At 51.9% G+C, this 24,571-nt stretch carries 24 protein-coding genes; 13 read left to right on the forward strand and 11 right to left on the reverse strand.

Annotation, left to right across the window (positions count from 1 at the left end; all coding sequences use genetic code 11):
• Nucleotides 1–159 precede the first annotated feature (159 nt).
• The 3 genes from Q0577_RS05645 to Q0577_RS05655 all read right to left on the reverse strand — a co-directional run bounded on the left by Q0577_RS05645 (nt 160) and on the right by Q0577_RS05655 (nt 2,834).
• Nucleotides 160–1,365 carry a FecR family protein gene (locus Q0577_RS05645; protein WP_298733586.1) on the reverse strand — a complete coding sequence of 402 codons (1,206 nt, stop codon included), beginning with the start codon at nt 1,363–1,365 and terminating at the stop codon, nt 160–162.
• Between the two features lie 81 nt (nt 1,366–1,446).
• The gene (locus Q0577_RS05650; RefSeq protein ID WP_298733588.1) at nt 1,447–2,064 is read right to left on the reverse strand and encodes a sigma-70 family RNA polymerase sigma factor; all 618 of its coding nucleotides are present in this window, start codon (nt 2,062–2,064) and stop codon (nt 1,447–1,449) included.
• A gap of 131 nt (nt 2,065–2,195) precedes the next feature.
• The gene (locus tag Q0577_RS05655) at nt 2,196–2,834 is read right to left on the reverse strand and encodes a hypothetical protein (protein ID WP_298733590.1); all 639 of its coding nucleotides are present in this window, start codon (nt 2,832–2,834) and stop codon (nt 2,196–2,198) included.
• A 137-nt stretch (nt 2,835–2,971) separates the two neighbouring features.
• On the opposite strand from Q0577_RS05655, the gene Q0577_RS05660 reads away from it, so the two are divergent.
• Nucleotides 2,972–4,876, forward strand: a complete 1,905-nt coding sequence (locus Q0577_RS05660; RefSeq protein WP_298733591.1) for an AAA domain-containing protein — start codon at nt 2,972–2,974, stop codon at nt 4,874–4,876.
• Nucleotides 4,877–4,953: 77 nt separating this feature from the next.
• On the opposite strand, the gene Q0577_RS05665 is transcribed toward Q0577_RS05660, so the two are convergent.
• Nucleotides 4,954–5,223, reverse strand: coding sequence for a S26 family signal peptidase (locus tag Q0577_RS05665; RefSeq protein WP_298733593.1), 270 nt, complete (start codon nt 5,221–5,223; stop codon nt 4,954–4,956).
• Between the two features lie 97 nt (nt 5,224–5,320).
• Here Q0577_RS05665 and Q0577_RS05670 point away from each other — a divergent pair, with 97 nt between their 5' ends.
• The 3 genes from Q0577_RS05670 to Q0577_RS05680 are packed head-to-tail and all read left to right on the forward strand — an operon-like array spanning nt 5,321 to nt 8,013.
• A complete protein-coding gene (locus Q0577_RS05670) occupies nt 5,321–6,064 on the forward strand; it encodes an SRPBCC family protein (protein WP_298733595.1) in 744 nt (247 codons plus the stop codon).
• 4 nt (nt 6,065–6,068) lie between these two features.
• Nucleotides 6,069–7,250, forward strand: a complete 1,182-nt coding sequence (locus Q0577_RS05675; RefSeq protein WP_298733597.1) for a zinc-dependent alcohol dehydrogenase — start codon at nt 6,069–6,071, stop codon at nt 7,248–7,250.
• Nucleotides 7,251–7,254: 4 nt separating this feature from the next.
• Nucleotides 7,255–8,013, forward strand: a complete 759-nt coding sequence (locus tag Q0577_RS05680) for an OBAP family protein (RefSeq protein WP_298733599.1) — start codon at nt 7,255–7,257, stop codon at nt 8,011–8,013.
• Nucleotides 8,014–8,115: 102 nt separating this feature from the next.
• Here Q0577_RS05680 and Q0577_RS05685 read toward each other — a convergent pair whose 3' ends face one another.
• A complete protein-coding gene (locus Q0577_RS05685) occupies nt 8,116–8,355 on the reverse strand; it encodes a hypothetical protein (RefSeq protein WP_298733601.1) in 240 nt (79 codons plus the stop codon).
• 223 nt (nt 8,356–8,578) lie between these two features.
• On the opposite strand from Q0577_RS05685, the gene Q0577_RS05690 reads away from it, so the two are divergent.
• Nucleotides 8,579–8,806: a CDGSH iron-sulfur domain-containing protein gene (locus Q0577_RS05690; protein WP_298733603.1), complete on the forward strand. Its 228-nt coding sequence runs from the start codon at nt 8,579–8,581 to the stop codon at nt 8,804–8,806.
• Nucleotides 8,807–8,879: 73 nt separating this feature from the next.
• Here Q0577_RS05690 and Q0577_RS05695 read toward each other — a convergent pair whose 3' ends face one another.
• Nucleotides 8,880–9,332, reverse strand: coding sequence for a cold shock domain-containing protein (locus Q0577_RS05695; protein ID WP_298733605.1), 453 nt, complete (start codon nt 9,330–9,332; stop codon nt 8,880–8,882).
• Between the two features lie 162 nt (nt 9,333–9,494).
• Complete coding sequence (locus Q0577_RS05700) at nt 9,495–10,112, reverse strand: trimeric intracellular cation channel family protein (RefSeq protein WP_298733606.1); 618 nt, start codon at nt 10,110–10,112, stop codon at nt 9,495–9,497.
• A 64-nt stretch (nt 10,113–10,176) separates the two neighbouring features.
• On the opposite strand from Q0577_RS05700, the gene Q0577_RS05705 reads away from it, so the two are divergent.
• The 3 genes from Q0577_RS05705 to Q0577_RS05715 are packed head-to-tail and all read left to right on the forward strand — an operon-like array spanning nt 10,177 to nt 12,393.
• Complete coding sequence (locus tag Q0577_RS05705; RefSeq protein ID WP_298733608.1) at nt 10,177–11,022, forward strand: ThuA domain-containing protein; 846 nt, start codon at nt 10,177–10,179, stop codon at nt 11,020–11,022.
• Between the two features lie 9 nt (nt 11,023–11,031).
• Nucleotides 11,032–12,072 (forward strand): sterol desaturase family protein, encoded by a 1,041-nt coding sequence (locus tag Q0577_RS05710; RefSeq protein ID WP_298733610.1) that lies wholly within the window; start codon nt 11,032–11,034, stop codon nt 12,070–12,072.
• Nucleotides 12,073–12,102: 30 nt separating this feature from the next.
• Entirely contained in the window at nt 12,103–12,393 is a 291-nt protein-coding gene (locus tag Q0577_RS05715; protein ID WP_298733612.1) for a hypothetical protein, read from the forward strand.
• Between the two features lie 16 nt (nt 12,394–12,409).
• Here the strand turns inward: Q0577_RS05715 and Q0577_RS05720 are convergent, their stop codons facing one another.
• Nucleotides 12,410–13,102 (reverse strand): molybdopterin-dependent oxidoreductase, encoded by a 693-nt coding sequence (locus tag Q0577_RS05720; protein WP_298733614.1) that lies wholly within the window; start codon nt 13,100–13,102, stop codon nt 12,410–12,412.
• A gap of 61 nt (nt 13,103–13,163) precedes the next feature.
• Here Q0577_RS05720 and Q0577_RS05725 point away from each other — a divergent pair, with 61 nt between their 5' ends.
• Genes Q0577_RS05725 through glgX form a run of 3 tightly spaced genes read left to right on the forward strand, consistent with a single transcriptional unit; the run spans nt 13,164 to nt 16,728 of the window.
• Entirely contained in the window at nt 13,164–13,862 is a 699-nt protein-coding gene (locus tag Q0577_RS05725; protein WP_298733615.1) for a YetF domain-containing protein, read from the forward strand.
• Between the two features lie 12 nt (nt 13,863–13,874).
• A complete protein-coding gene (locus Q0577_RS05730) occupies nt 13,875–14,552 on the forward strand; it encodes a YetF domain-containing protein (RefSeq protein ID WP_298733616.1) in 678 nt (225 codons plus the stop codon).
• 49 nt (nt 14,553–14,601) lie between these two features.
• Nucleotides 14,602–16,728 (forward strand): glycogen debranching protein GlgX, encoded by a 2,127-nt coding sequence (gene glgX, locus Q0577_RS05735; protein ID WP_298733618.1) that lies wholly within the window; start codon nt 14,602–14,604, stop codon nt 16,726–16,728.
• A gap of 73 nt (nt 16,729–16,801) precedes the next feature.
• Here the strand turns inward: glgX and treY are convergent, their stop codons facing one another.
• From treY to malQ, 3 genes are read right to left on the reverse strand one after another with little or no spacing between them, the layout of a single operon-like run.
• Entirely contained in the window at nt 16,802–19,477 is a 2,676-nt protein-coding gene (gene treY, locus Q0577_RS05740) for a malto-oligosyltrehalose synthase (protein WP_298733620.1), read from the reverse strand.
• Nucleotides 19,474–21,318, reverse strand: coding sequence for a malto-oligosyltrehalose trehalohydrolase (gene treZ / locus Q0577_RS05745; RefSeq protein WP_298733622.1), 1,845 nt, complete (start codon nt 21,316–21,318; stop codon nt 19,474–19,476). The genes treY and treZ overlap by 4 nt, the downstream gene beginning before the upstream one ends.
• Nucleotides 21,299–22,831, reverse strand: a complete 1,533-nt coding sequence (gene malQ / locus Q0577_RS05750) for a 4-alpha-glucanotransferase (RefSeq protein WP_298733624.1) — start codon at nt 22,829–22,831, stop codon at nt 21,299–21,301. Before malQ ends, treZ begins: the two co-directional genes overlap by 20 nt.
• Before the next feature lie 174 nt (nt 22,832–23,005).
• Between malQ and Q0577_RS05755 the strand changes: the two genes are divergently transcribed.
• Both Q0577_RS05755 and Q0577_RS05760 read left to right on the forward strand, forming a co-directional pair.
• Nucleotides 23,006–23,551, forward strand: a complete 546-nt coding sequence (locus Q0577_RS05755) for an RNA polymerase sigma-70 factor (RefSeq protein WP_298733625.1) — start codon at nt 23,006–23,008, stop codon at nt 23,549–23,551.
• A gap of 44 nt (nt 23,552–23,595) precedes the next feature.
• Nucleotides 23,596–24,546 carry a FecR domain-containing protein gene (locus tag Q0577_RS05760; protein ID WP_298733627.1) on the forward strand — a complete coding sequence of 317 codons (951 nt, stop codon included), beginning with the start codon at nt 23,596–23,598 and terminating at the stop codon, nt 24,544–24,546.
• The last annotated feature ends 25 nt before the right edge of the window (nt 24,547–24,571 follow it).

Genomic DNA, 24,571 nt, shown 5'->3' on the forward strand with positions numbered 1-24,571 from the left:
AGGACCCGCTATTTTTTTCGGGATCAGCGGTTGGTTGTTGCGCTTCTCTACATAGATTTCTTGTTGGTAGTGATAGTGATACTTTTGGTTGACCTAATAATAATCCTGGTTGATTTCCTGTCCTGGTTGCTTCCTGCTGATCAATTGATTTGTCCCCCCTTATTCCTTCCCCGGAATAACCGTTACGGTGCTCCCTGTTATTTTGAAATGTACTTCCCCGGTGGCTGCAATGGCGTCCAGCAGTTCAGCCGCTGTGCCTTTTTTAGACAGCACTCCTTCGAAGTATATATTTTCTACATTGCCCTGGTAAACCACCTGCATATCATACCAGCGGGTCAGCTGCCGCATGATGCTGCGGATATTGGTTTTACCGAACCAGAACTGCCCGTTCTTCCAGGCGATGATCTCTTCCACATTGGGCCGGCTGATGGTAAAGGCGGTACTGTTATCATATAAGCTGGCCTGTGTTCCGGGCCCCAGGGTAGTTGCCGCCTTTTCTGCCTGCACGCTTACCGCCCCGGTCAATACCGTGGTGCGGATAGCCGCTTCATCCTCATACGCCATGAGATCAAATGAGGTGCCCAGCACCTGTACTTTCACGGCTCCCGCTTTTACAATGAAGGGCTGGCCGGGCTGTTGTGCCACTTCAAAGTAAGCCTCTCCGCTCAGCTCCACTTCCCTGCTGCTGCCTGTGAAGGTGTTGGGAAAACGCAGCGAAGAAACGGAGTTCAGCCATACGCCCGTGCCATCCGGCAGCGTGATCCTGAATTGTCCGCCCCTGGGGGTAGACAGCTGATGGTACTCTACCAGGTCGCTATTGCCCTGGTACGCTATCAGGCCGCTATCCAGCTTTACTACATGTACACCGGCAGCGCTGGCCAGCTGACCCGTAGCCGCCTGATCCAGCTGTATCTGCTGCCCGTTGGCAAGGGTGAGCAGCGCTTTATTGCCCCCGGGCTGTAAAGGCTGTGCGGCCACCCGGGGCGCCGGTGAGCTTTTTTCCTGGCGCATAAACCAGATGGCGCCCGCTCCCAGTATCAGGAATAATACGGCAGCTGCTCCCCACCAGTAATTGCGCCGGGAACGCATGGGCACCACTGGCGTTTCCTGTTCTATTAAACCTTCCGCTTCTGTATCGCGGAAGGCTTGCAGGTTGTTCAATATATTATGGGCGATTGCGCTATCATATGCCAGTGCCCCTCCTGCCGCCATTAGCAGTGATTCATGCGCTGCTGCCAGCTGTTCCAGCTCTGCGCTCGTGGCTTCGTTGAATACCCAGTGGCGGAATGCGGCTGCCTGCGCTTCATCCACCGGCATACCGGCTGCCAGTGCTTCCAGGTGTTGTATTGCTTTGCTCAGGTTCATGGCTTATAGTAGTAAAGACGGCAGCCGGTCAGAAATTTTCACCGCGCCACCAGATTTTTTTTTCAGATGGAGTAATAAAGTTTAAACGCCGGCAAAAACAAGCAGTAACAGTAGTGTAAAACTTACGCCATGTCTGCCCAGGTGCTCCTTCAGGGTGACGATGGCCTGCTGCAGTGATTTGTGTACGCCGCCCAGCGACATGCCCATTGCGTCGGCAATCTCCTGGATGGTCTTCTCTTCGCGGATACGCAGCTGGAAGATCATCCGTTGCTTCTCGGGCAGCGCGTCCAGCGCGGCGCGCGCAATGGCCTCGTATTGATCGGTGAGTAGTTTGTCGTCAGAGCAGTAGTTGCGGGGCTGCACATAATCCCTTTCATAACCGGCCTGCTGCATCAGGCGTGACTGGCGGGCGCGCAGGAAATCATTGAGGGCATTGCGCGCCATGATAAAGACATAGTTCTTAAAAGAACGGACGGTGATCAGTGTTTCACGGCGCTTCCATACTTTCAGGAATACTTCCTGGCCAATTTCTTCAACATCCTGTTTTTCGGGAAGATAGACGTGCAGGTAATGGAGGATCAGCGGACTGAATAGCGCATAAAGACGGGTAAAAGCATCCCAGCTACCGGCTGCGGTTTCCGCAAGCAGGTCCCGTTCCTCTTCATCATTGATCACGGTATAGTTGATAGCTTCTTTCAATGTAATCTCTCCAAAGCAAAAATAGAGATTACAGATGGTATTTTAACAGTCTTCTCATAGTGTTCTGCTTGTGTTCTCTATGTGTGCTCCTTGTGTTATCCTTGTGGCAAAGGGTTTTTGTTAAAATAGTATCAGGGTGTGTTAATACGTACCTCGCGGAACACCCCTGTCTCCAGCACGGCAGGGTTATGGGAACCTACAAAAAGGCCCACGTATATTTCATCTCCCAGGTCTATATCAGTGACCTCCGTAGTAACAAAAGGCCTGCCGGACCGCGACACGCGCATAGTATAGGTATTACCCCTTCTTTCCAGCTGTATTACATCGGCATGGGTAATGGAAGACTTTACCTCTTCTGTCTGGGCTGCCTGCGTTCTTCTGAACTGCAGGGAGGTAAGGCCATCCCCATGCACTACGGCATTAACGTGCGGTGCGCTGCTGTCCAGGCTTTTACGGGCCATCCATCCTACCTTACGGTGCAGTTCCACCCCCTTGCCCACAAAAGCAGCACGGGCAGAAACGGTAAAATCTCCCTTGATCTTTTTCCATACAAACTGGAACTCGTCATGATCAAACCAGATGTTATAACCGGCGCCTGAAATAACGTACTCTTTCTTTGCAGCATGATAGACCGCTGCACCGGGCTTTACCCCCTTGCCGATATCGGTATGCCCCTCAAAAATACCGATGGCTTTATTTTGTGCAAAGGCAGTATGGGCCAACAAAAAACCCGTAAAGAACAGCAGGTGGTAAAGCTTCTTCTTTGGCATGCTAGGCTTGTTTATGGAAATTTACCCATAAAGCTTTACTAAGCGGCATCAGCAGCGTACTATTTTTTAAAATAGTAAACCGGCCGGGTAGCCTGGCAGACCAGGCAAATGTTTTTGTGAACCGCTATCTTTGCCGGATGGACTATTTCAAAAAGCAACTGGACCTGCTGAAGATCGAACGCGAAGAAGACCGGCAATCTTACCTGCAGCTGACCCAATCCTCCTCCATCGCTACCCGCCGCGAGAACGGGTTGTGCTGGTACCCCATCGCCATCCGGGATACGGAACTGGGCCGTGGCGACTACCTGACCGTAGAAGTGGAGCGTACCACGCACCAGGACCTGTCTCACCAGTTCCGCAGCGGCGTATCCGTTATGCTCTTCTCCAACCATGATCCCAAACAGGACAATATAGAAGGTACCATCTCTTACCTGGGCGGCAGCCGTATGAAGATTGCCCTGCGCACAGATGAGCTGCCAGAATGGTCCCGTGACGGTAAATTAGGGGTGGATCTGCTTTTTGATGATAACAGCTATGACGAGATGCAAAACGCCCTTAAACAGGCGGAAATACGCTATGAAAAGAATGAGGACGACCACATCATCCGGATACTGACAGGCGATAAGCCGGCTACCTTCCGGGATGATCTTCCTGCTGTGAATATCCCCTCCCTGAATGCCTCGCAGCAGGCCGCGGTGAACAGGATACTGTGCGCCAACGAAGTGGCCGTTGTACATGGCCCCCCGGGTACCGGCAAAACCACTACCCTGGTACAGGCCATAAAGGCCACTATCCGGCAGGAACGCCAACAGGTACTGGTGGTAGCGCCGAGCAACACAGCGGTAGACCTGCTCAGCGAAAAATTATCTGACGAAGGACTGAACGTACTACGTGTAGGCAACCCTGCCCGTGTATCAGACCGCCTGCTGTCACTCACGCTTGATAGTAAAATGGCAGAGCATAACAGCATGAAGGATATCAAACGCCTGAAAAAACAGGCCAGCGAGTTCCGCGACATGGCGCATAAATACAAGCGTAATTTCGGCAAAGCGGAAAGAGACCAGCGTAAGGCGCTGTTTGATGAAGCCCGCAATATCATGAAGCAGGTTGAAAATACGGAACAGTATATTATAGAAGACCTGCTGAATAAAGCACAGGTGATCACCGCCACCCTGGTAGGCGCCAACAACTACATGGTAAGGCAGCGGAAATATAAAACGGTCGTGATCGATGAAGCCGGACAGGCACTGGAGCCCGCCTGCTGGATACCCATCCTGAAGGCGCAGAAAGTAGTGCTGGCAGGCGATCATTTCCAGCTGCCGCCCACCATCAAATCCAACGAAGCCGCACAAAAAGGGCTGAGCACCACCCTGCTGGAAAAATGCGTGGCCCTGCACCCGGAAGCAGTTACCCTGCTGGAAGAACAGTATCGCATGCACGAAATGATCATGGGCTATTCCTCCGCCGTGTTCTATGAGAACCGCCTGAAAGCACATGCCTCCGTAGCACAGCACCTGCTCTTTGCCAATGATACGCCGATCTCCTTTATTGATACCGCCGGCTGCGGTTTTGATGAGAAGAATGAAGGCACCAGCATTACCAACCCCGAAGAAGCATCGTTTCTCTTTAAGCACCTGCGGCAGCTGGTAGCGGAACTAAGTGCACATTACCAGCCGGATAATTTTCCCGGCATCGCCATTATCTCTCCCTACCGGCAGCAGGTACAGATACTGCAGGACCTCCTGCCCCACGCTACCGCCCTGCAGCTGTACAGCCACCGGATCGCCATCAACACCATAGACAGCTTCCAGGGACAGGAACGTGATATTGTATACATCAGCATGGCCAGGAGTAATACCGAAGGCAAGATTGGCTTCCTGTCAGACATCCGCCGTATGAACGTTGCCATGACCAGGGCCCGTAAAAAGCTGGTGGTGATCGGCGACAGCGGCACACTGTCACAACTGCCCTTCTACGAAGACTTCATTGCCTACACGGCAGACAGGGACGCTTACCAGAGTGCCTGGGAATTCGCAGAGTAATTAACAACTAATTTCCCGGTCCGGTTACTTTATCTGTTTAAAGAACCGCTTCCACCTTAAGCCCTCCCCGCCATAACTCAGCCAGGTGATCCAGGCCTTGCCAGGGGCACCGCCAGTGGTGTAATGGGAATACGCGGACCATAGCTTACCTTACTTACAAACAGGTAGTTGTTCACCAGCAGTGTTCTCTCCATGGAACCGCTGGGAATACAATACGCTTCAAAGATAAAAGTACGGATCAGGGTAGCGGCGATGACGGCAAATACACCGGCGTCTATCCATTCCCGTAGTACCGACTTTTTACGGGGCTGTTCCGGATGTTTCTTTTTAAGGAAAGGGAGCTTCATAACAATGGTTTAGCATGCGGAAAATAGAAATACCTCAAAAGCCCCGCGGAAATGTTACCAGCGGTACGTAATTTGAGGGTTATTTAAAAAAACGCTTATGGACGCTGCGCAAACTCCCGGGAAAAGTTCCATCCGTATCAATATCCGCAAGACAGAACGTATGCTGTCTGCCGCAGGCGGCGCTTTCCTGCTGACCTCGGGCGTGCTGAATATGAGGAAGCACCCGGTTATGGCACTTTTAAAGACCATCGCCGGCGGCTACCTGCTGTATCGCGGCGCCACCGGGCATTGCCCGCTGCGGGAGCTGATCACTAAAGCGCTGGAGCAGCAGCAGTCCCAACCACTCCTGATCCGTGAAGCGCTTACGGTAAACCGTCCGCGTAACGAAGTGTACCGTTACTGGCGCCAGCTGGATAACCTGCCGCTTTTCATGAAACACTTAGTGGAAGTGAATGTGGAAAATGAGCAGCACTCACAGTGGAAGATGCGCCTGCCGGGCGACCTGGGCACGGTAGACTGGAAAGCTGAGATCGTGGAAGACCGGCCGGATGAGCTGCTGGTCTGGCGTTCACTGGAAGGCTCAGATATAGATACAGCCGGAGAAGTGATTTTTAATGATGCCCCGGGCAACCGTGGCACGGAAGTGCATGTTACGATGTTCTACCACGCCCCCGCCGGAGCGCTTGGCAAAATGGCCGCTCAAATATTCCACAAGGGGTTTGAAGTACAGGTACGGCAGGATCTCCACCGCTTCAAACAAATGCTGGAAACCGGCGAAACATCCACTATAGAAGGCCAGACGGCCGCCAGGGAGCATACCGCTTTGTACCTTAATCCCTGATCACATGAGAGCGCTGGTATGGAAGGGCATCAACAAACTGGGTGTTGAAACCGTCAAAGACCCGGGCATTCTCAACCCACAGGATGCCATTATAAAAGTAAAGCTGTCTTCCGTCTGCGGTTCCGACCTGCACCTCCTGGATGGGTATGTGCCCAATATACACGCAGGTGATATCATTGGCCACGAGTTCATAGGGGAAGTGGTGGAAACAGGGCCGCAGGTGCAAAAGCTGAAAAAAGGAGATCGTGTGGTGGTAGGCTCCGTCATAGGTTGCGGTGAATGTCACTATTGCCAGCACGATGCCTGGTCGCTCTGCGATAACTCCAACCCGCACGCCTGGATGGCAGCAGCCACCTTTGGTTATTCAGGTGCAGGCATATTTGGTTATTCCCACGCCTTTGGCGGATATGCGGGCAGCCATGCAGAATACATCCGCGTGCCTTATGCGGATAAAGGCGCATTCAAAGCGCCGGAAGGTATTACTGATGAACAGCTGCTTTTTTGTTCAGACGCTTTTCCTACCGGCTATATGGCGGCGGATATGTGCGGCAGCTTAGCCGGCAAGGTGGTGGCCGTATGGGGTTGCGGCGGCGTTGGACAGATGGCTATACGAAGCGCCTGGCTGCTGGGCGCCGCACGGGTGATCGCAATAGACCGCATCCCCGAAAGACTGACCATGGCCCAACACGTTGGACAAGCCGATGTGATTGATTATACGATAACAGATGTACTGGAAACCCTTAAAGAGATGACCGGCGGCCGCGGTCCGGATTGCTGCATTGATGCCGTAGGCATGGAAGCCCATACTACCGGTATGGAACAATTGTACGACCGTGTTAAGCATACATTGCGTTTGCAGACAGACCGCCCGGCTGTGTTACGGCAGGCTATTATGGCCTGTGGCAAAGGCGGTACCGTATCTGTTGTAGGCGTGTATGGCGGCGTGGTTGACAAATTTCCAATGGGCCCGGCCATGAACAAGGGTCTTACACTGCGCATGGGACAAATGCATGCGCAGAAATATATACCGCGTCTCCTGGATCATATACTGAAAGGAGCAGCCGATCCTTCTTTTCTGCTCACGCACCGCTGGTCATTGGAACAAGGTCCTGAAGGATATAGGATGTTCAAGGAAAAGACAGACAATTGTATACGGGTAGTATTTGATCCTGCTCAAAAAACCTGATCATATGCGTTTATGGTTCCTGTTATTACCCGCTGCACTGCTAACAGCCTGCGGCGGAAAGAATACGCGCTCCAAAGTGGAAGCTCCCGGGGCGGATAAGAAAACAGATACGCGCGCGCTTGAAGCCGGTGCTGATGTATTGCAGGATAAATCACCACTTAAACGGTTCAACGTTTACCTGGATGGTTTCCATTTTTACAACGGCAACATGCAGGCGCAGATGGAGGCGCATCACTATGTATCACAGCTCAATGAAGAGCTGCACCAGGCCGTGATCTTTGATGGCAATGGTGCTGACGCCAAGATCATGGGCGTTGAATACATCATCAGTGAACGGCTGTTCAAAACGTTGCCGGAAGAAGAAAAGCTGCTGTGGCACAGCCATCAGTATGAAGTAAAATCAGGCGAGCTCATAGCCCCCGGCATACCGGATGCAGCAGAGCATGCACTGATGAAGAAACTGGTGTCCACTTACGGCAAAACCATACACACCTGGCATACTGACCAGCAACGTACATTGCCGCTGGGCAGCCCCATGATCATGATGGGCTTTACCAAAGACGGTCAGCTGCAGCCTTCGCTGATACAACAGCGGGATCAGCGTTTTAATACTTCTACGGCGGATAAAAGACAGCAGCGTGCAGATATTGTGGCGCCACCGGTAGCTGCGGGCGCCAATGCCTGGGAGCGCGGCATCATCAGGCAGTTTGTGATAACAGACAAGGTTGATTCAGCGGCACATAAACAACAAATGCATCACTAAATAAAAATGGAACGCCGGAAGGTGTCACACCGGGGTTTCATGGGGATGAAGCCATGGTATTGGCATGACGCCCTCCGGCGTTCCATTTGATTTAACAGGTCATTAGTCGTGCCCTTCCAGTTTTACAACCTTGTTGTAAAGTCCCATTAATAAGAAAGGCGCTGCCCATTGACCAATAAACAGGCTCTTGTGCTTAACGCCTGTCAGCTGTAATGCCAGTGATACGCCCATTGCGCCAATAGCGGCCCAGAGATAAACATCTGAGGGTATCTTGGCAGTTTGTTTCTCTATGGCTTTTGCCACCTTTCCTTCCTGATGCTCAGGGTTAAAACTTGTTGCCATATGCATGGTTTTTAAGTGATCGTTTCACGTTTACACTATAAGAGGCGCTAAAATTTATGCCAAAGCTTAACGCACGGATCGCTTCACAGGGAAGAAATGACGATAACAGCAGCGGTTTTGTTTCAGACAGCCGTTGCTGTTGCCCGCATTGCACGCTTTGTGTTGAATATTTTCTCAAAATGCCGTTTGAACTGATTATTTTTGGCCGTCTAAAAAAACACCAATGGCTACAACTAAGATCACCGTAAACAGTAATGGATCGCTGAAGATAGAAGGCGACTTTGAGATCGTTGACAAGAATGGTAATAAGTATGATTTAGGGGGAAGAGAGGTAGTATCTATCTGCCGCTGCGGGCTTTCCAAAAACAAACCGTTCTGCGACGCTTCACACAAGGGGCATTTTGAGCATGAAGCCATCGCTTTCGCCCTGCCTCCCAGGAAAACCAGTTAATAATATACAAGCGCTGCCCGGTATGTTGATAGCCGGGCAGTGCTGTCTTTGACAGCGGGTACGCCGCTCCGCATTATCCTTTCTTCACGTTAACGGCGCTGGGGCCTTTATGTCCCTGCTCTATCTCGAACACCACTTTGTCCCTTTCCTTAATGGGCTCCTGCAGCTGACGGATATGCACGAACACGCTTTCCTGGGTATGCTGATCGATGATGAACCCGTATCCTTTGGATTCGTTGAAAAACTTTACAACACCTCTGCGCAGGCCGTCTGCCGGTGCTGCTATCGTTTCCTGCCGGGGCACACCCAGCTGGATCTCTTCGAGGCTAATCTCTCTTTTTTTACTGGGGTCTGGAGGGGTGGAGGTAATGTTTCCGTTCTCATCCACATAGGCCAACATATCTTCAAATGAGGTGCTATGTTTACTTGCCTTACGTGCTTCTTTCTTCTCTTGTTTTTCCTGTTTATGTTGCCTTTTCTTCTTTTCGTTTTCCTGTTTATTGGAGGACTCGTTGGGTCTGGCCATATTGCATTGCAGTTTTTTTGTGTATTAAAGTTCTTGATTTTCTCTCAAAAATAATCGTCATTTTATTGTCAACGAAAGCTTTTAATGGCCTCATGATAGGAATTCTACAACTATAAAATATTTTATCATATGTTGACTGCTGAAGCTGATTTATTTTCTCTTTTAGTGCCACTCTTCCTGGTATACAAATTTCGGCATTTGCCACCTGAAACGTATAGCCAGCAGGCGAAGCACCAGCCCTGCTACCGCCGCTATCACCGTTGCCAGGTGTACGCTGCCCCCCAGGGCTTCTATACCCAGGTAGATAGCCCCCGTCACAATCGCGGCGCTGGCATAGATCTCTTTATGGAACAGCAGCGGAATATCATTGCACAATACATCGCGCAGCACACCCCCGGCGCAGCCGGTGATCATCCCGCTCAGCATGACGATGATAAAGGATAGCTGCATTTCCTGCGCCACCTGGCAGCCAATGATGGTAAAGACCACCAAACCCAGTGCATCCAGGTACAAGAACAGCATTCTCAGCCTGCCCATAAAGGAGGCTATCAGCCCGGCAAAAATAGCGCCGCCGGCAGTGATCAGCAGGTACTCCGGATGGGCTACCCAGGTCATCGGGTAATGCCCCAGTAATATGTTGCGGATAGTACCACCGCCGAGAGCCGTTACCCAGGCAATGATACACACCCCTACCCAGTCCATATTACGGCGTCCGGCAGAGAGGGCGGCGGTCATCGCTTCTGCCGTTATAGCGATGATATACAGTATGTGAAGCAGCATACCCCCAAAGGTAATAATTGATGAAAGGCTGGAATAAATAGCCAAAAAAAATTAGCTTTATAGCATGAAATTCCACGGTACGAGGATATGGTCCATCCTGCTTTGTGCGGCATGGTGCCTGGTCATGACTGTAGCAGCGGCACAGAACCCTTCTCCCCGGTTCAAAGTGATCGCCTTTTACACAGCAAAGAACGACCAGGCGCACATCAGCTATGTGCACGAAGCTAACCAGTGGTTCCCCGCCATGGCGCAGAAATATCACTTCAGCTATGACTCAACAGATAACTGGGATAACCTGAATGCCGGTTTCCTGTCGCAATACCAGGTAGTGCTCTTTTTAGATACCCGCCCCGAAAAACCGGCGCAGAGGGAGGCATTCAAGGCCTATATGGAAAATGGCGGCGCCTGGATGGGGTTTCATTTTGCAGGTTTTGCACTTACGCCGTCCGACTTTCCGCAGAACTGGGACTGGTATCACAATGAATTCCTGGGATCCGGTTCCTATGTCAGCAATACCTGGCGGCCTACCTCCGCTTTTCTGCGGGTGGAAGACAAGGCGCACCCCGTTACACAACACCTGCCCGCTGTATTTAAATCGGCGCCCAATGAATGGTACCGCTGGAGCAATGACCTGCGCCGCAACCCGGATATACGAATACTGCTGTCTATAGACAGTACCAGCTTCCCGCTGGGCACCGGCCCCAGGCAGCATGAAATATGGCATAGCGGCTACTACCCCGTAGCCTGGACTAACCAGCGTTTCAAAATGCTGTATTTTAATATGGGCCACAATGATATTGACTACGAGCATAAGAGCAATAAGACATTATCGTACACATTTGCCAACGAGCTGCAGGACCAGCTGATCATTGATGGCCTGTTATGGCTTGGCGGCAACAACAAAAAATAATTACCCGTTATGGCATTTTTCGAAACATTACTGAATGAACTGACCGGCTTCCTGGGTATTGGCGCACTGCTGGAAATGTATAAAACCGGCGATTACCACCGGCTGCTTACCTTGAACGGCATACTGGGCGCCATATCTCCCGTGATACCGTTCCTGTTGCTGATAGAGATCGGGCGTGCATTGCTGTATAAGAAGTTCAAGATCGAAGACTATAAGATGCCCTTCCTCATCTTCGTGGTGAACCGCTTTATTTCCCGTTTCCTTTCCATTGCGGCAGTGGCATTCTTCATCGGGCTATTGGAGAAATATGCCCTGTTCAAAACCAGCTTTACCTGGTACTGGCTGATATACGGGTATATTGTGTGGGAGTTCTCTCACTTCGTGTATCACTACCTGGGGCATAAGATTCGCCTGTTCTGGTGCCTCCACTCTACCCACCATACGCCGCAGACCATGAACCTTTCGGTAAGCTATGCGCACTTCTTCCTGGAAGCGCCCTATGCAGATACCATCCGCACCAGTATCTGTATACTGGCCGGTGTGAACCCGCCGCTGTTGTTCTTTATTATGTTCATTGACGGCTTCTGGGGCGCATTCATCCATGTAGGTGAGAACATCCTTCCCAATGCCAGGCTGGGCTTCCTGAACAGGATCATCCTTACGCCTTCCCATCACCGCGTGCATCATGCCCGCAATCCTTTGTATATGGATACCAATTTCTGTAACCTGCTGAACATATGGGACAAACTATTCCGCACCCACCAGCATGAAAAAGAAGACCTGAAAATAGAGTACGGCATTACCCGGGAAATGAATCCCAATAATTTTATGGACGTATATTTCGGGGAATTCTACGCTTTGTGGAAAGACCTGGTAAAAGCACCTGGTATCAAAAACAAGTTGCTATACATTGTTATGCCGCCGGGATGGAGCCACACCGGCGATCATAAAACCGCCAAAGTCACCAAACAGGCTTACCTGGAGCAACTGCAGCAACAGCAGCAGGAAAAGGAAAACATCACCGTACAGGCTGGCAGTGTGGTGGCCTGAAGATTGCTGTTCAACAGCTAAACGAGCAGTATGACAAGGCAGATCACTATTACGGTGGCCGGCGTTCAATACATGGTAAACGTGGATATTGAAAGCGGGCAAACCGATATTGTTTACCATGTAAACACCCCTCAGCATTTCAGAAAAGAGCTACCGGAAACCTTTGACATTGTAAAGCGGGGAAACGAACAGCAACCCAGGTACGATATACAGCACCTTGAAGGAACAGGCAGGGAGGTAGCGGAGGCGGTATGGCAGCAGCTTTGCACACTGCCCCCGCAATTCAAAGGTGCCCGCGGAAAGGAAGAAACCGATCTTTAACCGGATCGCTGCGGCATCAGCTGTAACGGTCATTCCTCCAGGGGTAAGCCGTATTGGAATATCCTCTTTCTTCCCAGAAACCCAGTTTGTTGTAAGGCAGGAATTCAATCCGTTTTATCCACTTGGCGCCTTTCCAGGCGTACAGCTGTGGTGTGATCATGCGCACCGGTCCGCCATGCGGTATGGGCAGGGGCTGCCCGTCTACGGTATGCGCCAGCAGCACATCCGGCTTCAGCGCTTCTTCCAGTGAAACATTGGTGGTATAATCGTCATACCCGTAACAGAGTATGTGGGTAGCCGTTTCCTTCGGCAGCACCAGCGCTGCAAGGTCCAGCAGCCGAACGCCTTTCCATTGCATATCCAGCTTTGACCAGGTGGTTACGCAGTGAAAGTCGGAGGTATCGTCTGTCTGCGGCAACGCCATAAATTCCTTCCAGTTGAGTGTTACCGGGTGTTCTACTTCACCGTCCAGCTGCAGCGTCCACTCATCCAGCGGGATCTCCGGTTCAATGCCCAGATCCAGCACCGGCCATTTGTGCGTGATGGTCTGGCCAATGGGTACCACCGGCATACCATGACGGTTAGGCTTGCCGCTACCCATCGGCTTATCATCTGCCACCGATGGTGTACGCTTCATTTTTTCCTCAAAGCGGGATTTTAATTTCATCCGCGCTTCCACAATCCGTTTTAGTTTTTCTCCTTCTTCCATATACCGAAGGTAAGAAAATTGTCACGCATGCATTTTGCTGCGGGTAAGGAAAAGTATTACCATGGAGGTTTCAGAGATCAGCCTGTCGGATATTAAAAGGATCTTAATGGGCGAGGCCCCTTTCAGCTTCCTGCTGGAAGTGGTGATAAGAACGCTGATCATTTACTTCGTGCTGCTTGTTGCCATCCGCCTGATGGGCAAAAGAATGACGGGACAGCAGACCTTAACCGAGATGGCAGTGATGATCGGGCTGGGCGCTATTATATCTATCCCGGCGCAAACCTATGACAGGGGCATACTACAGGGGGCGCTGCTACTGGTATTGGTACTGGGCTTTCAGCGCGGCACCACTTTGTTATACATTAAAAATCACCGGTACGAAAAAATGCTGCAGGGCAACGAAACCCTGCTGGTCAAAAACGGGGTGATACAGGTATCGCGACTGAACGCTGCCAAGATCACCCGTGAACAGCTCTTTGCAGTACTGCGCAACAAGGGCGTTACACAGCTTGGGCAGGTAAAGCGCCTCTACCAGGAAGCCAGCGGGCTTTTCAGCGTTTATACACAGCAGGCGCCCAAACCCGGACTTTCCATACTACCCGGAACAGATAAAGACATCCTACAATCACAATCCCACCCGGATGAAGCCCTGTGGGCCTGCTGCAGCTGTGGAAACACGGAAGCCATCCCGCCGCCAGGATCTGACCCCAGGGTGTGCAAATACTGCGGACGCCAGGAATGGGAACTGGTGGTTTTATAAAAGCGAAACATCATGTTATCATCCGTTTATTTGATAGATATAGTGCGGATCCTGAATGGCAACACCCCTGCCGTGTTTTTCATAGAGCTCGTTATCCGCGCCGTGCTGATTTATGTTACGCTGGTGGCAGGCCTTCGTTTTATGGGCAAACGCATGGCCTCCCGTATGAGCCGCAATGAGCTGGCCGCAATGGCCAGCCTGGCGGCAGCTATCGGCATACCCATACAAACGCCCGACAAAGGCCTGCTACCGGCTATTGTAATGGCAGGTGTGGTGGTAATGGTGCAGCGCATCATCGCCACACGTTCCATCAAACACCCATCGTTTGAGCGCCTCACCCAGGGAGATATCAGCCTGCTGGTAAAGGATGGATGTATGATGCATAAAGAGATGGAGAAAACACGCGTGAGCCGCGAACGACTGCTGTCTGAGCTGCGCTCCAGCGGTATCCGCCAGCTGGGGGAGGTAAAACGCCTGTACCTGGAGGCTGGCGGCTACTTTACGCTGATCCGTGATAACGATGCACCGCCGGGTCTGTCTGCCATACCCGACTGGGACAAAGAATTCGAGGCCGAACAGAAGAAAGCGCCTGACAAGACCGTATGCCATTATTGTGGCTGTGAAGTACCCTCCGGCAATAAAGCATGTCCCAACTGCGGGAAGGATGAACTGGAGCAGGCCATCTACTGAACTAACAGGCACCAAACTTGTTAGTACTCTCTGCAATCACTGTTGATATATGAGTATAACATCTTACCCGGGTCAACCCTACCCTTTAGGCGCCACATGGGATGGAGAAGGCGTCAACTTCGCCCTGTATGCTGAGAACGCCACCACTGTTGAATTATGCCTTTTTGATGAGCCTAAAGACGCTAAGGAGCGGGAATGTGTACGGCTGGCAGACCGCAACAACCATGTATGGCATGTTTACCTGCCGGGTGTAAAACCCGGGCAGTTGTACGGCTACCGCATAGATGGCCCTTTTGAGCCTGGTGAGGGCCACCGTTTTAACCGCAACAAAGTACTGATAGATCCGTATGCCAAAGCCATTGCGGGAACCGTGTCCTGGCACGATTCCCTGTTTGGGTATGAAATGGGACATCCGGACCAGGACCTGAGCTTTAACGCTACTGACAGCGCTCCCTTTATTCCCAAAAGCGTAGTGGTGGATGGAACGTTTGACTGGGAAGGTGATAAACCGCTTAAAACACCCTATCATGAAAGTATAATTTACGAAACACATGTAAAAGGCTTCACCAAACTCCATCCCGAAATTCCGGAAGAACTGAGAGGCACCTATAAAGGCATGGCGCATCCTGCCGCCATTAAATACCTGAAAGAACTGGGAGTTACCGCCGTGGAGCTGATGCCCGTGCATCACTTCATCACAGACAAATACCTGCTGGATAAAGGGCTTAGCAACTACTGGGGATACAACACCATCGGCTTCTTTGCCCCCGATGTACGCTATGCCTCCGCCGACCCGCGCGGCGAGCAGGTAAAGGAATTCAAGGAAATGGTAAAAGCCCTTCATAAAGCCGGCATTGAAGTGATACTGGACGTGGTATACAATCACACCGGAGAAGGCAACCACCTCGGCCCTACCCTGTCTTTCCGCGGTATAGATAATGCCGCTTACTACCGCCTTACCGAAGACAAACGTTATTACATGGATTATACGGGTACCGGCAATACGCTGAACGCCCGCCTGCCCAGCGTATTAAGGCTGATCATGGACAGCCTGCGCTATTGGGTGCTGGACATGCATGTAGACGGCTTCCGCTTTGACCTGGCCGCCACCCTGGCCCGTGAACTGCATGAAGTGGACCGCCTGAGCGCATTTTTCGATATCATACACCAGGACCCCGTCATATCCCAGGTGAAGCTGATTGCTGAACCCTGGGATATTGGCGAAGGGGGATACCAGGTAGGTAAATTCCCCGCAGGATGGGCAGAATGGAATGGCAAGTACCGCGACTGTATCCGCGATTACTGGCGCGGGGCAGACAGCACACTGGCAGAATTTGCCTCCCGCTTTACCGGCAGCGCAGACCTGTATAAAGATGAATTCCGCAGGCCTACTTCCAGCATCAACTTCGTTACTGCACACGACGGTTTTACACTGGCAGACCTGGTATCTTACAACGAAAAACACAACGAAGCCAATGGCGAGAATAACCAGGATGGCGACAGCCATAACCGCTCCTGGAACTGCGGTGCCGAAGGCCCTACCGATGATGTGCATGTGAATGCACTGCGTAAAAAACAGCAGCGCAACTTTATCACTACCCTGTTCCTTTCACAGGGCGTACCCATGCTGGTAGCAGGTGATGAAGCCGGACGCACCCAGCAGGGCAACAACAACGCTTACTGCCAGGACAACGACATCAGCTGGCTGCACTGGGACCAGATGGACCAGGAACTGCTTGATTACACAAGGAAAATGATCCACCTTCGCTTAGCGCATCCTGCTTTCAGGCGCAGGCGCTGGTTCCGCGGAGAAGCCGTAGCGGGCAGCAAAGTAGAAGATATTGCCTGGTTCCAGCCCGAAGGCCAGGAGATGACAGAAGAGAACTGGGATACAGGCTTTGCCAAATCACTGGCCGTATACCTGAATGGCATGTCGCTGAGAGCAAAAGACCCAAAAGGCCGCGAAATACTGGACGACAGCTTTTATATCGTCTTCAACGCACATCATGAGCCGATCACATTTGTATTACCTCCTTCCAATTATGGAAAACAGTGGGAGCTGGTGCTGGATACCAGCATGGGGCAGGAAGCCGGTAAACACTTCAAGGCAGGTGAGCAGGTAAGTGCAGCAGAATTATCGATTATCTTACTGAAGCATGAGAATGTAAAAAGCTGATCCGGGATGACTACCGTTTACTGCGGGGAGCGCAACTTGCTGCAGCTCCCCGCAATAACGCAACCCGCTATCGTCAGCCGCTGATCAGCAAAGCTACCGGGAACCTGTCTGCTATATCAGCCGGCAATTTCCCCTCCTTCACCATCACCTGCTCACCGGTAAACACATTCCGCCATTCGCCCGGTGCGCCTGCAGGTAACGTAATCCGCCGCTTCACCTTATCTTCTCCATGCCTGCATGCCGCCAGTAAGGGCGCTACCACCACGCACCACTGATCATGATAACGGCGTGCATACGCAATAACCGCATGCCCGTTATCCGCATAGATCGGAAGGTATTCACCTTTGGTGAACAGCTCGGGGTATGCCCGCCGCAGCTGCAGTGATTTCCAGGTAACATACATTTTTTCCAGGCCCTCCATTCGCCGTTCTTCCAGGAAAGACAGCAGCTGTGGCATACCTTGCTGCGATGCTTCCTTCAACACTGACAGCTGGTGTTTACGCAAGCCGTAATCCACCGGCCGCCGGTTGTCCGGATCTACAAAGCTCAGGTCCCACAGCTCACAACCCTGGTATATATCAGGGATACCGGGCGCCGTGATCTTCACCAATGTCTGCGTAAGACTGTACACAGCAGCATGCTCACCTACCTTTTCAAAGAAGGCGTGCACGCTGTGCGGGAAAGAGCTGCCGGCAGCAAAGAGCTGCTCAATAAAATGCAGGCTGGCCTTTTCATATGCCTCATTGGGTGCCGACCAGTTGCTGTGTACTTTAGCCTCGCGCAGTACTTTTATAAAATAGTCTGACAATCTTTTAATGAATGACTCCGTGATAACGCCATCTGCAGGATAGCCCGCAATAACAGACTGGTAAATGAAATATTCATCGTTCAGATCCGGCGCGGTGATCTCATCGATGTCCGTGCTATACACCTTATTCATGGCATGCCAGTGTTGCACCTGGTGTATCCACTGATGCGGATGCAGGGTAAGCGCGTTCAGCCGGATCCGTCCATCCTCTCCCCGCTTGGTATCATGGGTGGCGGTAGCATTCATTGACAATGGGCGATGACGATACTTGTTCACGGCACGTTCATGGAACAGTGCAAGTGAGCAACGGCAGCCTTCCGGCGCATCGCCAACTTCGTTGTGCGATATCAATGCGTTGTACACGTAAAACACGGTGTCTTCCACTCCTTTGGCGGTGAGCGGACCGGTGAACTGCATAACCCGCTGCAGGAAACGCAGCACAGACGTATTGTGCCTGTTCTGCAGCCACCAGGAACGGATCATTTCAAATACCCGGGTCAGCGCAGGTTCTGTACGATAAGCGCCGTGCACCGCGTATTCAAGCAAAGAAAGATCGCGGGTAGACAGCGGCTTATGTTCCAGGTAAATGCGATACACCGGCAGATGTACCATAAAGAGTCCAAGGGCCTCTTTGAATTCCTCCCTGTCAAGCACCGGTGGGATCACACCCAGCTGGTAGGCATAGTCCACCAGGTTATCCCATTCACCCGCCATCTGCGTAGTGAGGATCAGTTGTTTTTTGCTGACGGCCAGGCGCTCATACTTTGCCAGTTCAGGAAAATGACTGCGATAGAAACGTGCGATCATCTCCATGCCCAGCTGATCGGTGAGCAGCTGGTTCACATCTCCCAGGAATTCATAGCCTGTGCTGCCCTGCAGTTCCCAGTCGCGTGGCATTGTTTCATTGCCCGCCAGTATCTTTTCTGCAATGATATAGCACTCATTACCAAACAGCTTGCGCAACCGTTTAATGTAGGTGCCCGGTGCATAAAGCCCGTCAATATGATCAATACGAAGGCCCTGGATCAGGCCTTCCCGGTACAGCTGATGCAGGAAGGTATGATACTCATCAAACACCTTTTCATCTTCCATCCGCAGGCATATCAGGCCATTCACGGTAAAGAAGCGGCGGTAGTTGATCTTTGTTTCCGCATCGCGCCAGTAGTGAAAAGCATAGTACTGGTTATCGAGCAATGCTTTTAACAAGGCAGGTTGCTGGTTTACGCGTTGGGCCAGCTGCGCCAGTTGTGCTTTATCAACTGCATTAAAAAGATCTTTCTTCCGCTGCTGCCATTCTTCCGGCACGTAGTGTTTTAATACACTTTTCTTCAGGCCGCAAAGCAGCTGTTTGATATCGCCTTCACCGGGTTGCAGCGCAGCCATCAGGATATCATATGCGCGGGCCGACAGTGGTAGCTGCAGGTAATCGGTACCCAGCCGCCATCCGTCTGCAGCAGGCGCCATCTTTATCTCTTTTTCCGCCAGGCATTCCTGTAATGGCTTACCCAGGAAGGGCAGCATCAGCTTACCTTTGACAGCAGGATCGGGATACTCCCAATCAATATCGAAGTAATGATAGTAGGGCGATAAGGGGCCTCTTTCCAGCACATCCATCAGGCGGTGGTTGGCAGGGTCCAGGGACATATGGTTAGGCACTACATCCTGGATCCAGCTCATACCCAGCGCCTGTAGTTTGCTGCCCAGCACGCGCCATTCTTCCAGCGTGCCGATCGCGGGGTTTACCTTATGCGGGTCTGTAACATCATAGCCATGCGTGCTGCCCGGCGCTGCTTCAAAAACAGGGGAAGCATAGATGGTGGTAATACCCAGCTCATGCAGGTATTCCAGGTTGTTTTCAAGGTCTTTGAAAGTGAAAGCCTCGTTAAACTGCACCCGGTAGGTAGACACGGGGGTAAATACATCACTGGTCGTCATCTTCATAATAATTTCATTTCATAAACTACCACGGAAAAGGGAGGTATAATGATATCGCCACTTTCCGCACTGCCGGGCGCCTTGGCGCCGGGACCTTTCCACTGGATGTCTGCAGAATCGATCAGTTTCTGCAAACGCTGCGCCGGGGCGTTGGTATACACCTGCTCTTCCCCGCTGAAATTGAAAAGCATCAGCAGCCGCTCATTGTTTACCGCATCCTTACGTTCCAGCACCAGCAGCGCATCATGCTGCAGGGCTTTTACACTGGTGCCGCTGCGGCTGAAATTACGCAGGGCGGCATTGCTTTTACGCAGACTGATCAGCTGCCGGTACCATGCTCTCAGCACAGCATTATCCGCCTGCTCCAGATCCCAGCTCAATAAGGATGCCTCGAACGTTTGTTCCGATTGCGGATCAGGGGCGATACCCTTGCTATGGAATTCTGCAAACTCCTGCCGCCTGCCTTCTCTTACTGCTTTGATCAGTTCGGGATCTTCAAAAGAGCAGAAGAAGAGGAACGGATGTGTTTCACCGTACTCCTCTCCCATGAACAGCAAAGGCACAAAAGGAGATAACAGCATAGCCGCCGCAGCCAGCTTTAGCGCTTCGAAAGGCAGCAATGCGCTCAGCCTTTCGCCCAGCATCCGGTTGCCTACCTGGTCATGGTTCTGAATGAACGTAACAAAACGGCTATACGGCAGGTTCTCCGGCGGTAACCCGAATCTGCGTTTGCGGCCGGGTGAATACTGCCCGGTATACACATAAACATCCGCATAGGATTTTGCCAGCAGGCTTAGTGCGCCAAAGTCTTCATAATAGCCGTTACGCTCGCCGGTAAGGCGGCTGTGCAGTGCATGATGGAATTCATCTACCCACTGGCCCTGCAGGCCATAACCGCCTTTGTCAGTGGCCGTTACATAGCGGGGGTTGTTGAGGTCCAGCTCTGCTATCAGTATTTTCCTGCGGCCTGCGCGGCGTTCCAGGCGGCGCACTGCTTCTGTCAGTTCCTGTACGATGTGCAGCGCGCTGGCGTCCCAGTAAGCATGCACGGCATCCAGCCGCAGCCCGTCTATCTGGAACTCTTCCAGCCACATCAGCGCGTTGTGTATGAAGAAACCCCGCACCGGGTCGGAGTGGGCATCATCAAAATTAATGGCCTTGCCCCAGGGGGTTTTATAACGGTCTGTAAAATAGGGGCCGTAGTCATTAAAGTAATTCCCTTCGGGTCCGATGTGGTTGTATACCACATCCAGCAGCACAGCTATACCCAGTTGATGCGCCCTGTTCACAAAACTTTTCAGGTCTTCGGGGCAACCATAGGTGTTATGTAACGCATAGGGGTATACGCCGTCATAGCCCCAGTTGCGGTTACCCGGGAACTGTGCCGCCGGCATGATCTCGACAGTGGTAATGCCCAGCTCTGACAGCGCAGGTAAACGCGCTTCTGCTGCCTTCAGCGTACCTTCCGCGGTGAAGGTGCCGATATGCAGTTCATAGATGATCATCTCCGGCAGGTCCATCCCCTGCCAGTGATCGTCTGTAAAAACAAAGGAATAAGGGTCTGTTACTGCAGAAGGGCCATGCACGCCTTCCGGCTGGCAGCGTGATGCGGGATCAGGCCTTTGCAGCTCGCCGTCCAGCAGGTAATAATAGCGCATACCCGGATGCACGTCTTTCACCATCACCTCCCAGTATCCCTCCTGTTCGCGCTGCATGTCATACTGCCATTGTTTGGTTTCGGGCAGCAGCAGCGCTACCTTTTCCCTGAAGGGCGCCCACACCCTGAACATGCATTCTCCCGGTCCGTTCAATATTGCACCTTGTCTTTTATAGCTTCTTGTTGTCATCCTTATCCGTTCTGTTATATATGATGGTCCATTTTTTCAGGCGTGATATGCAGCCTTCGCTGAACTGATCCGGCAGCATACGCCAGGCCCAGTTGCCCGCTGCTACGGCAGGGATGTTCATACGGGCCGATGCGTCCAGCCGCAGCACATCCTGCATAGGCAGTATGGCGGTGCGGGCTACCGAGGCAAAGGCCATCCGGCCAAGCACATCGGGAGATGCTTCTTCCACCACTTTCAGGCCCGTATATTTGGCAAGCCGCTCGTGGTCTTCCGGGCTGCTGTCATGGCTATACCATCCCCTTGTTGTATTATTATCATGCGTACCGGTGTACACAACAAAATTGTCGGTGTAGTTATGCGGGATATGGGTGGAAACCGGCATGTCCTCTCCAAAAGCGAACTGCAGCACTTTCATGCCGGGCAGCCGGAACTGATCCCGCAGCTGCAGCACCGGCTCGTCTATCTGTCCCAGGTCTTCCGCCACAAAGGGCATCGCCGGGAAAGCCTTTTGCACAGCTTTCATCAGTGAGGCGGCGGGCCCTGGTTTCCATGTGCCGTTCTTTGCCGTATCTGCGCCAGCAGGTACTTCCCAGTAAGCCGAAAATGCGCGGAAATGATCCAGCCGCAGCAGGTCGTACCATTCCAGGTTGCGTCGCAGGCGGTTGATCCACCACTTATAGCGTTGCAACCGCAACGCCTTCCAGTTATATACAGGCATATTCCACAGCTGGCCGTTCTCATTGAAGTAATCAGGCGGAACACCGGCTACTCCCAGCATACGCCCTTTTTCATCCAGCCGGAAAATGTCCCGGTTAGCCCATACATCTGCTGCATCATAGGCCACATAGAACGGCAGGTCGCCAAACAGCTGTATACCCAGCTGGTTACAGTGTGCTTTCAACACCATCCACTGGCGGTTAAAAATGAACTGACACCATTGCTGTTTTTCCTTTATGGCATTTATACTGCGCGGTATTGGCTGTTCCCTGTCGCGATACTGTTTCCGCCATTTAATCCATGGCTCATGTTTATGCCACAGTGATAATGCTTTGAACGAGGTAAAATCATCCAGCCAGTAGGCATGCTGTTCGCAAAAAGCCTGGTATTCTTTTCTAAAAAGCTTCTCACTGCGGTTACAATAATTGTGATAGGCCAGTTCCAGCAGTTTTATTTTGATGTCGCGGGCCTTGTCGAAATCCACCCTGGCGGTGGAGGGCAATGTAACCTCCCGCAGATCTGCCTGGCTTAACAAACCGTCTTCCACCAGCAGTTCAGGACTGATCAGCATCGGGTTGCCCGCCATGGCAGACATCGCGCTGTAAGGAGATGTTAGTCCTGCTCCCGGCGGGGTTAACGGTAATAATTGCCAGTAACGTTGGCCGCTGCGCTGCAGTTTACGCGCAAATTCCAGTGCCGCAGGACCAATGTCTCCTATTCCAAAAGGCCCTGGCAGGGAAGTGATATGCATTAATATTCCTGCACTACGTACAGCGTGGGTTGGGCCTGTATCCATAACGCCAGCACGTTCAAAAGAAATGCCTAATTAGCGGCGCTCCCAGCAAAGCAGATATAGCGGATACCTGTGTAGATAAAAATTCACTCTTTGAGGAAATTGACCCGGTAAGTTTTTATTAATTTAAAAAAAGAAATACTTTGTACCACCTATGTTACCTTTTTAGTACCTCACATGACAGATATCTCTGCCGGCGCAGTTACCCAGGCGCTCAGGAACCACGATCAGGCCGTTTTTCAGCACTTGTACAATACCTACAGTGAAGCGTTATACCTGTTGGCTTACCGCTGGGTAAAAGACAGTGCGCTGGCTAAAGACCTGGTGCATAACCTGTTCCTGCACCTCTGGGAAAAAGGCGACCAGATCACTATTACGGGCCAGGTGCAGCATTACCTGTACCGCGCTGTCAGCAACCGCGCTATCAATGAGCTGAAGAGACAATCCAGGCAGGTAAGTGAAGAGGTTTTGCTGTTCCTGTCTGACCAATCCTCTTTTTACGAAACAGCAGATTACATACTCCTGCAGAAAGAGTTGTTACAACACGTACAGGGCATGCCGCCCCGCTGCCGTGAGATATTCCTGCTCAGCCGCATACATGGCCTGGAACCGGCGGAGATAGCCACGAAACTGAACATCAGCCTCAATACGGTATACTTCCAGTTGTCGCAAGCCCTTAAAACACTCCGGGAAACAATGCTGTCAAAAAAAATTTCCCCTTAACATCAAAGTATCCCATTTCTGAACTGTCATTAATAGAGCAATACATGGAAAACGAGCATTATGCATTCATCGCCGGTTGCCTGGCTGATCCCGGTAATACCGCAAAGCAGCAGGCGCTGCGCGAATGGCTGGCGGCTTCTGCTGAGCACCGGGCATTGTATGAAGCGCTGAAAACGTTGTGGGAGACTGCAGGTGACTTACCGCCGGTGCCATTAGACCGCACAGCCGGATGGGATGTCTTGTTGCAGCAGCTGTCTGCCCCGCGGCCCGCGCCGCGAACCAGGCGCATATCCATGCGCTGGTGGAAAGCAGCCGCTATACTATTGCCGCTGCTTACCGTAGCCGGGTACTGGTTATACCATACAAAGCATAACAAGCTTGTTACCTATACTGCTCTTCATGCAAAAGACAGCGTTGTATTGCCGGATGGCAGCGCCGTCTACCTGCAGCGGGGCGCCCGGCTTTCGTGGTCACGTAACTTTTCTGAAAGGCAGGTGCAGCTGGAAGCAGGAGAAGCTTTCTTCCTGGTGGTAAAAGATGAACAGCACCGCTTCAGCATTACGGCCCCCAACGCCACGGTGAAAGTATTAGGCACCTCCTTTAACGTGAGTACCCGGGCAGGCACTACGGATGTGGTAGTATGGGAAGGAAAGGTGAGCCTGGATGATGGCCGTCATCCGCCAGTCGTGTTGAGGACCGGGGAAATGGGCATAGCAGGCGGCGGCCATGACGGCGTGCGTAAACAGGAAGGTGATCACCGGTACCGCTGCGGCTGGGCCAATAACAACCTGGTATTTTACAACCAGCCGGTAGAACGGGTACTGCAGGTATTGGCATCACACTATCAACTCGGCGTAATGACACCCAACCCAAAGTTGCGGGGCCGCCGTGTTACCGTGCGGTTCGATCACCTGGGGCCTGAAGAGGCCATAAACGTTCTGAATGCGCTGCTGGATGATGAACTGATCAAGCTACAGGATACGCTGCGCCCTTAACCGGCGCAGCCACCGATATATCCTT

Origin of the sequence: uncultured Chitinophaga sp., assembly GCF_937898475.1 — a bacterium.
Taxonomy (GTDB): domain Bacteria; phylum Bacteroidota; class Bacteroidia; order Chitinophagales; family Chitinophagaceae; genus Chitinophaga.

Bases quoted from the DNA above. Each gene is read 5' to 3' on its own strand.
- Q0577_RS05645 (WP_298733586.1), bottom strand. From the start codon at position 1,365: ATGAACCTGAGCAAAGCAATACAACACCTGGAAGCACTGGCAGCCGGT.
- Q0577_RS05655 (WP_298733590.1), bottom strand. From the start codon at position 2,834: ATGCCAAAGAAGAAGCTTTACCACCTGCTGTTCTTTACGGGTTTTTTG.
- Q0577_RS05660 (WP_298733591.1), top strand. From the start codon at position 2,972: ATGGACTATTTCAAAAAGCAACTGGACCTGCTGAAGATCGAACGCGAA.
- Q0577_RS05665 (WP_298733593.1), bottom strand. From the start codon at position 5,223: ATGAAGCTCCCTTTCCTTAAAAAGAAACATCCGGAACAGCCCCGTAAA.
- Q0577_RS05670 (WP_298733595.1), top strand. From the start codon at position 5,321: ATGGACGCTGCGCAAACTCCCGGGAAAAGTTCCATCCGTATCAATATC.
- Q0577_RS05675 (WP_298733597.1), top strand. From the start codon at position 6,069: ATGAGAGCGCTGGTATGGAAGGGCATCAACAAACTGGGTGTTGAAACC.
- Q0577_RS05680 (WP_298733599.1), top strand. From the start codon at position 7,255: ATGCGTTTATGGTTCCTGTTATTACCCGCTGCACTGCTAACAGCCTGC.
- Q0577_RS05685 (WP_298733601.1), bottom strand. From the start codon at position 8,355: ATGGCAACAAGTTTTAACCCTGAGCATCAGGAAGGAAAGGTGGCAAAA.
- Q0577_RS05690 (WP_298733603.1), top strand. From the start codon at position 8,579: ATGGCTACAACTAAGATCACCGTAAACAGTAATGGATCGCTGAAGATA.
- Q0577_RS05695 (WP_298733605.1), bottom strand. From the start codon at position 9,332: ATGGCCAGACCCAACGAGTCCTCCAATAAACAGGAAAACGAAAAGAAG.
- Q0577_RS05700 (WP_298733606.1), bottom strand. From the start codon at position 10,112: ATGCTGCTTCACATACTGTATATCATCGCTATAACGGCAGAAGCGATG.
- Q0577_RS05705 (WP_298733608.1), top strand. From the start codon at position 10,177: ATGAAATTCCACGGTACGAGGATATGGTCCATCCTGCTTTGTGCGGCA.
- Q0577_RS05710 (WP_298733610.1), top strand. From the start codon at position 11,032: ATGGCATTTTTCGAAACATTACTGAATGAACTGACCGGCTTCCTGGGT.
- Q0577_RS05715 (WP_298733612.1), top strand. From the start codon at position 12,103: ATGACAAGGCAGATCACTATTACGGTGGCCGGCGTTCAATACATGGTA.
- Q0577_RS05720 (WP_298733614.1), bottom strand. From the start codon at position 13,102: ATGGAAGAAGGAGAAAAACTAAAACGGATTGTGGAAGCGCGGATGAAA.
- Q0577_RS05725 (WP_298733615.1), top strand. From the start codon at position 13,164: ATGGAGGTTTCAGAGATCAGCCTGTCGGATATTAAAAGGATCTTAATG.
- Q0577_RS05730 (WP_298733616.1), top strand. From the start codon at position 13,875: ATGTTATCATCCGTTTATTTGATAGATATAGTGCGGATCCTGAATGGC.
- glgX (WP_298733618.1), top strand. From the start codon at position 14,602: ATGAGTATAACATCTTACCCGGGTCAACCCTACCCTTTAGGCGCCACA.
- treY (WP_298733620.1), bottom strand. From the start codon at position 19,477: ATGAAGATGACGACCAGTGATGTATTTACCCCCGTGTCTACCTACCGG.
- treZ (WP_298733622.1), bottom strand. From the start codon at position 21,318: ATGACAACAAGAAGCTATAAAAGACAAGGTGCAATATTGAACGGACCG.
- malQ (WP_298733624.1), bottom strand. From the start codon at position 22,831: ATGGATACAGGCCCAACCCACGCTGTACGTAGTGCAGGAATATTAATG.
- Q0577_RS05755 (WP_298733625.1), top strand. From the start codon at position 23,006: ATGACAGATATCTCTGCCGGCGCAGTTACCCAGGCGCTCAGGAACCAC.
- Q0577_RS05760 (WP_298733627.1), top strand. From the start codon at position 23,596: ATGGAAAACGAGCATTATGCATTCATCGCCGGTTGCCTGGCTGATCCC.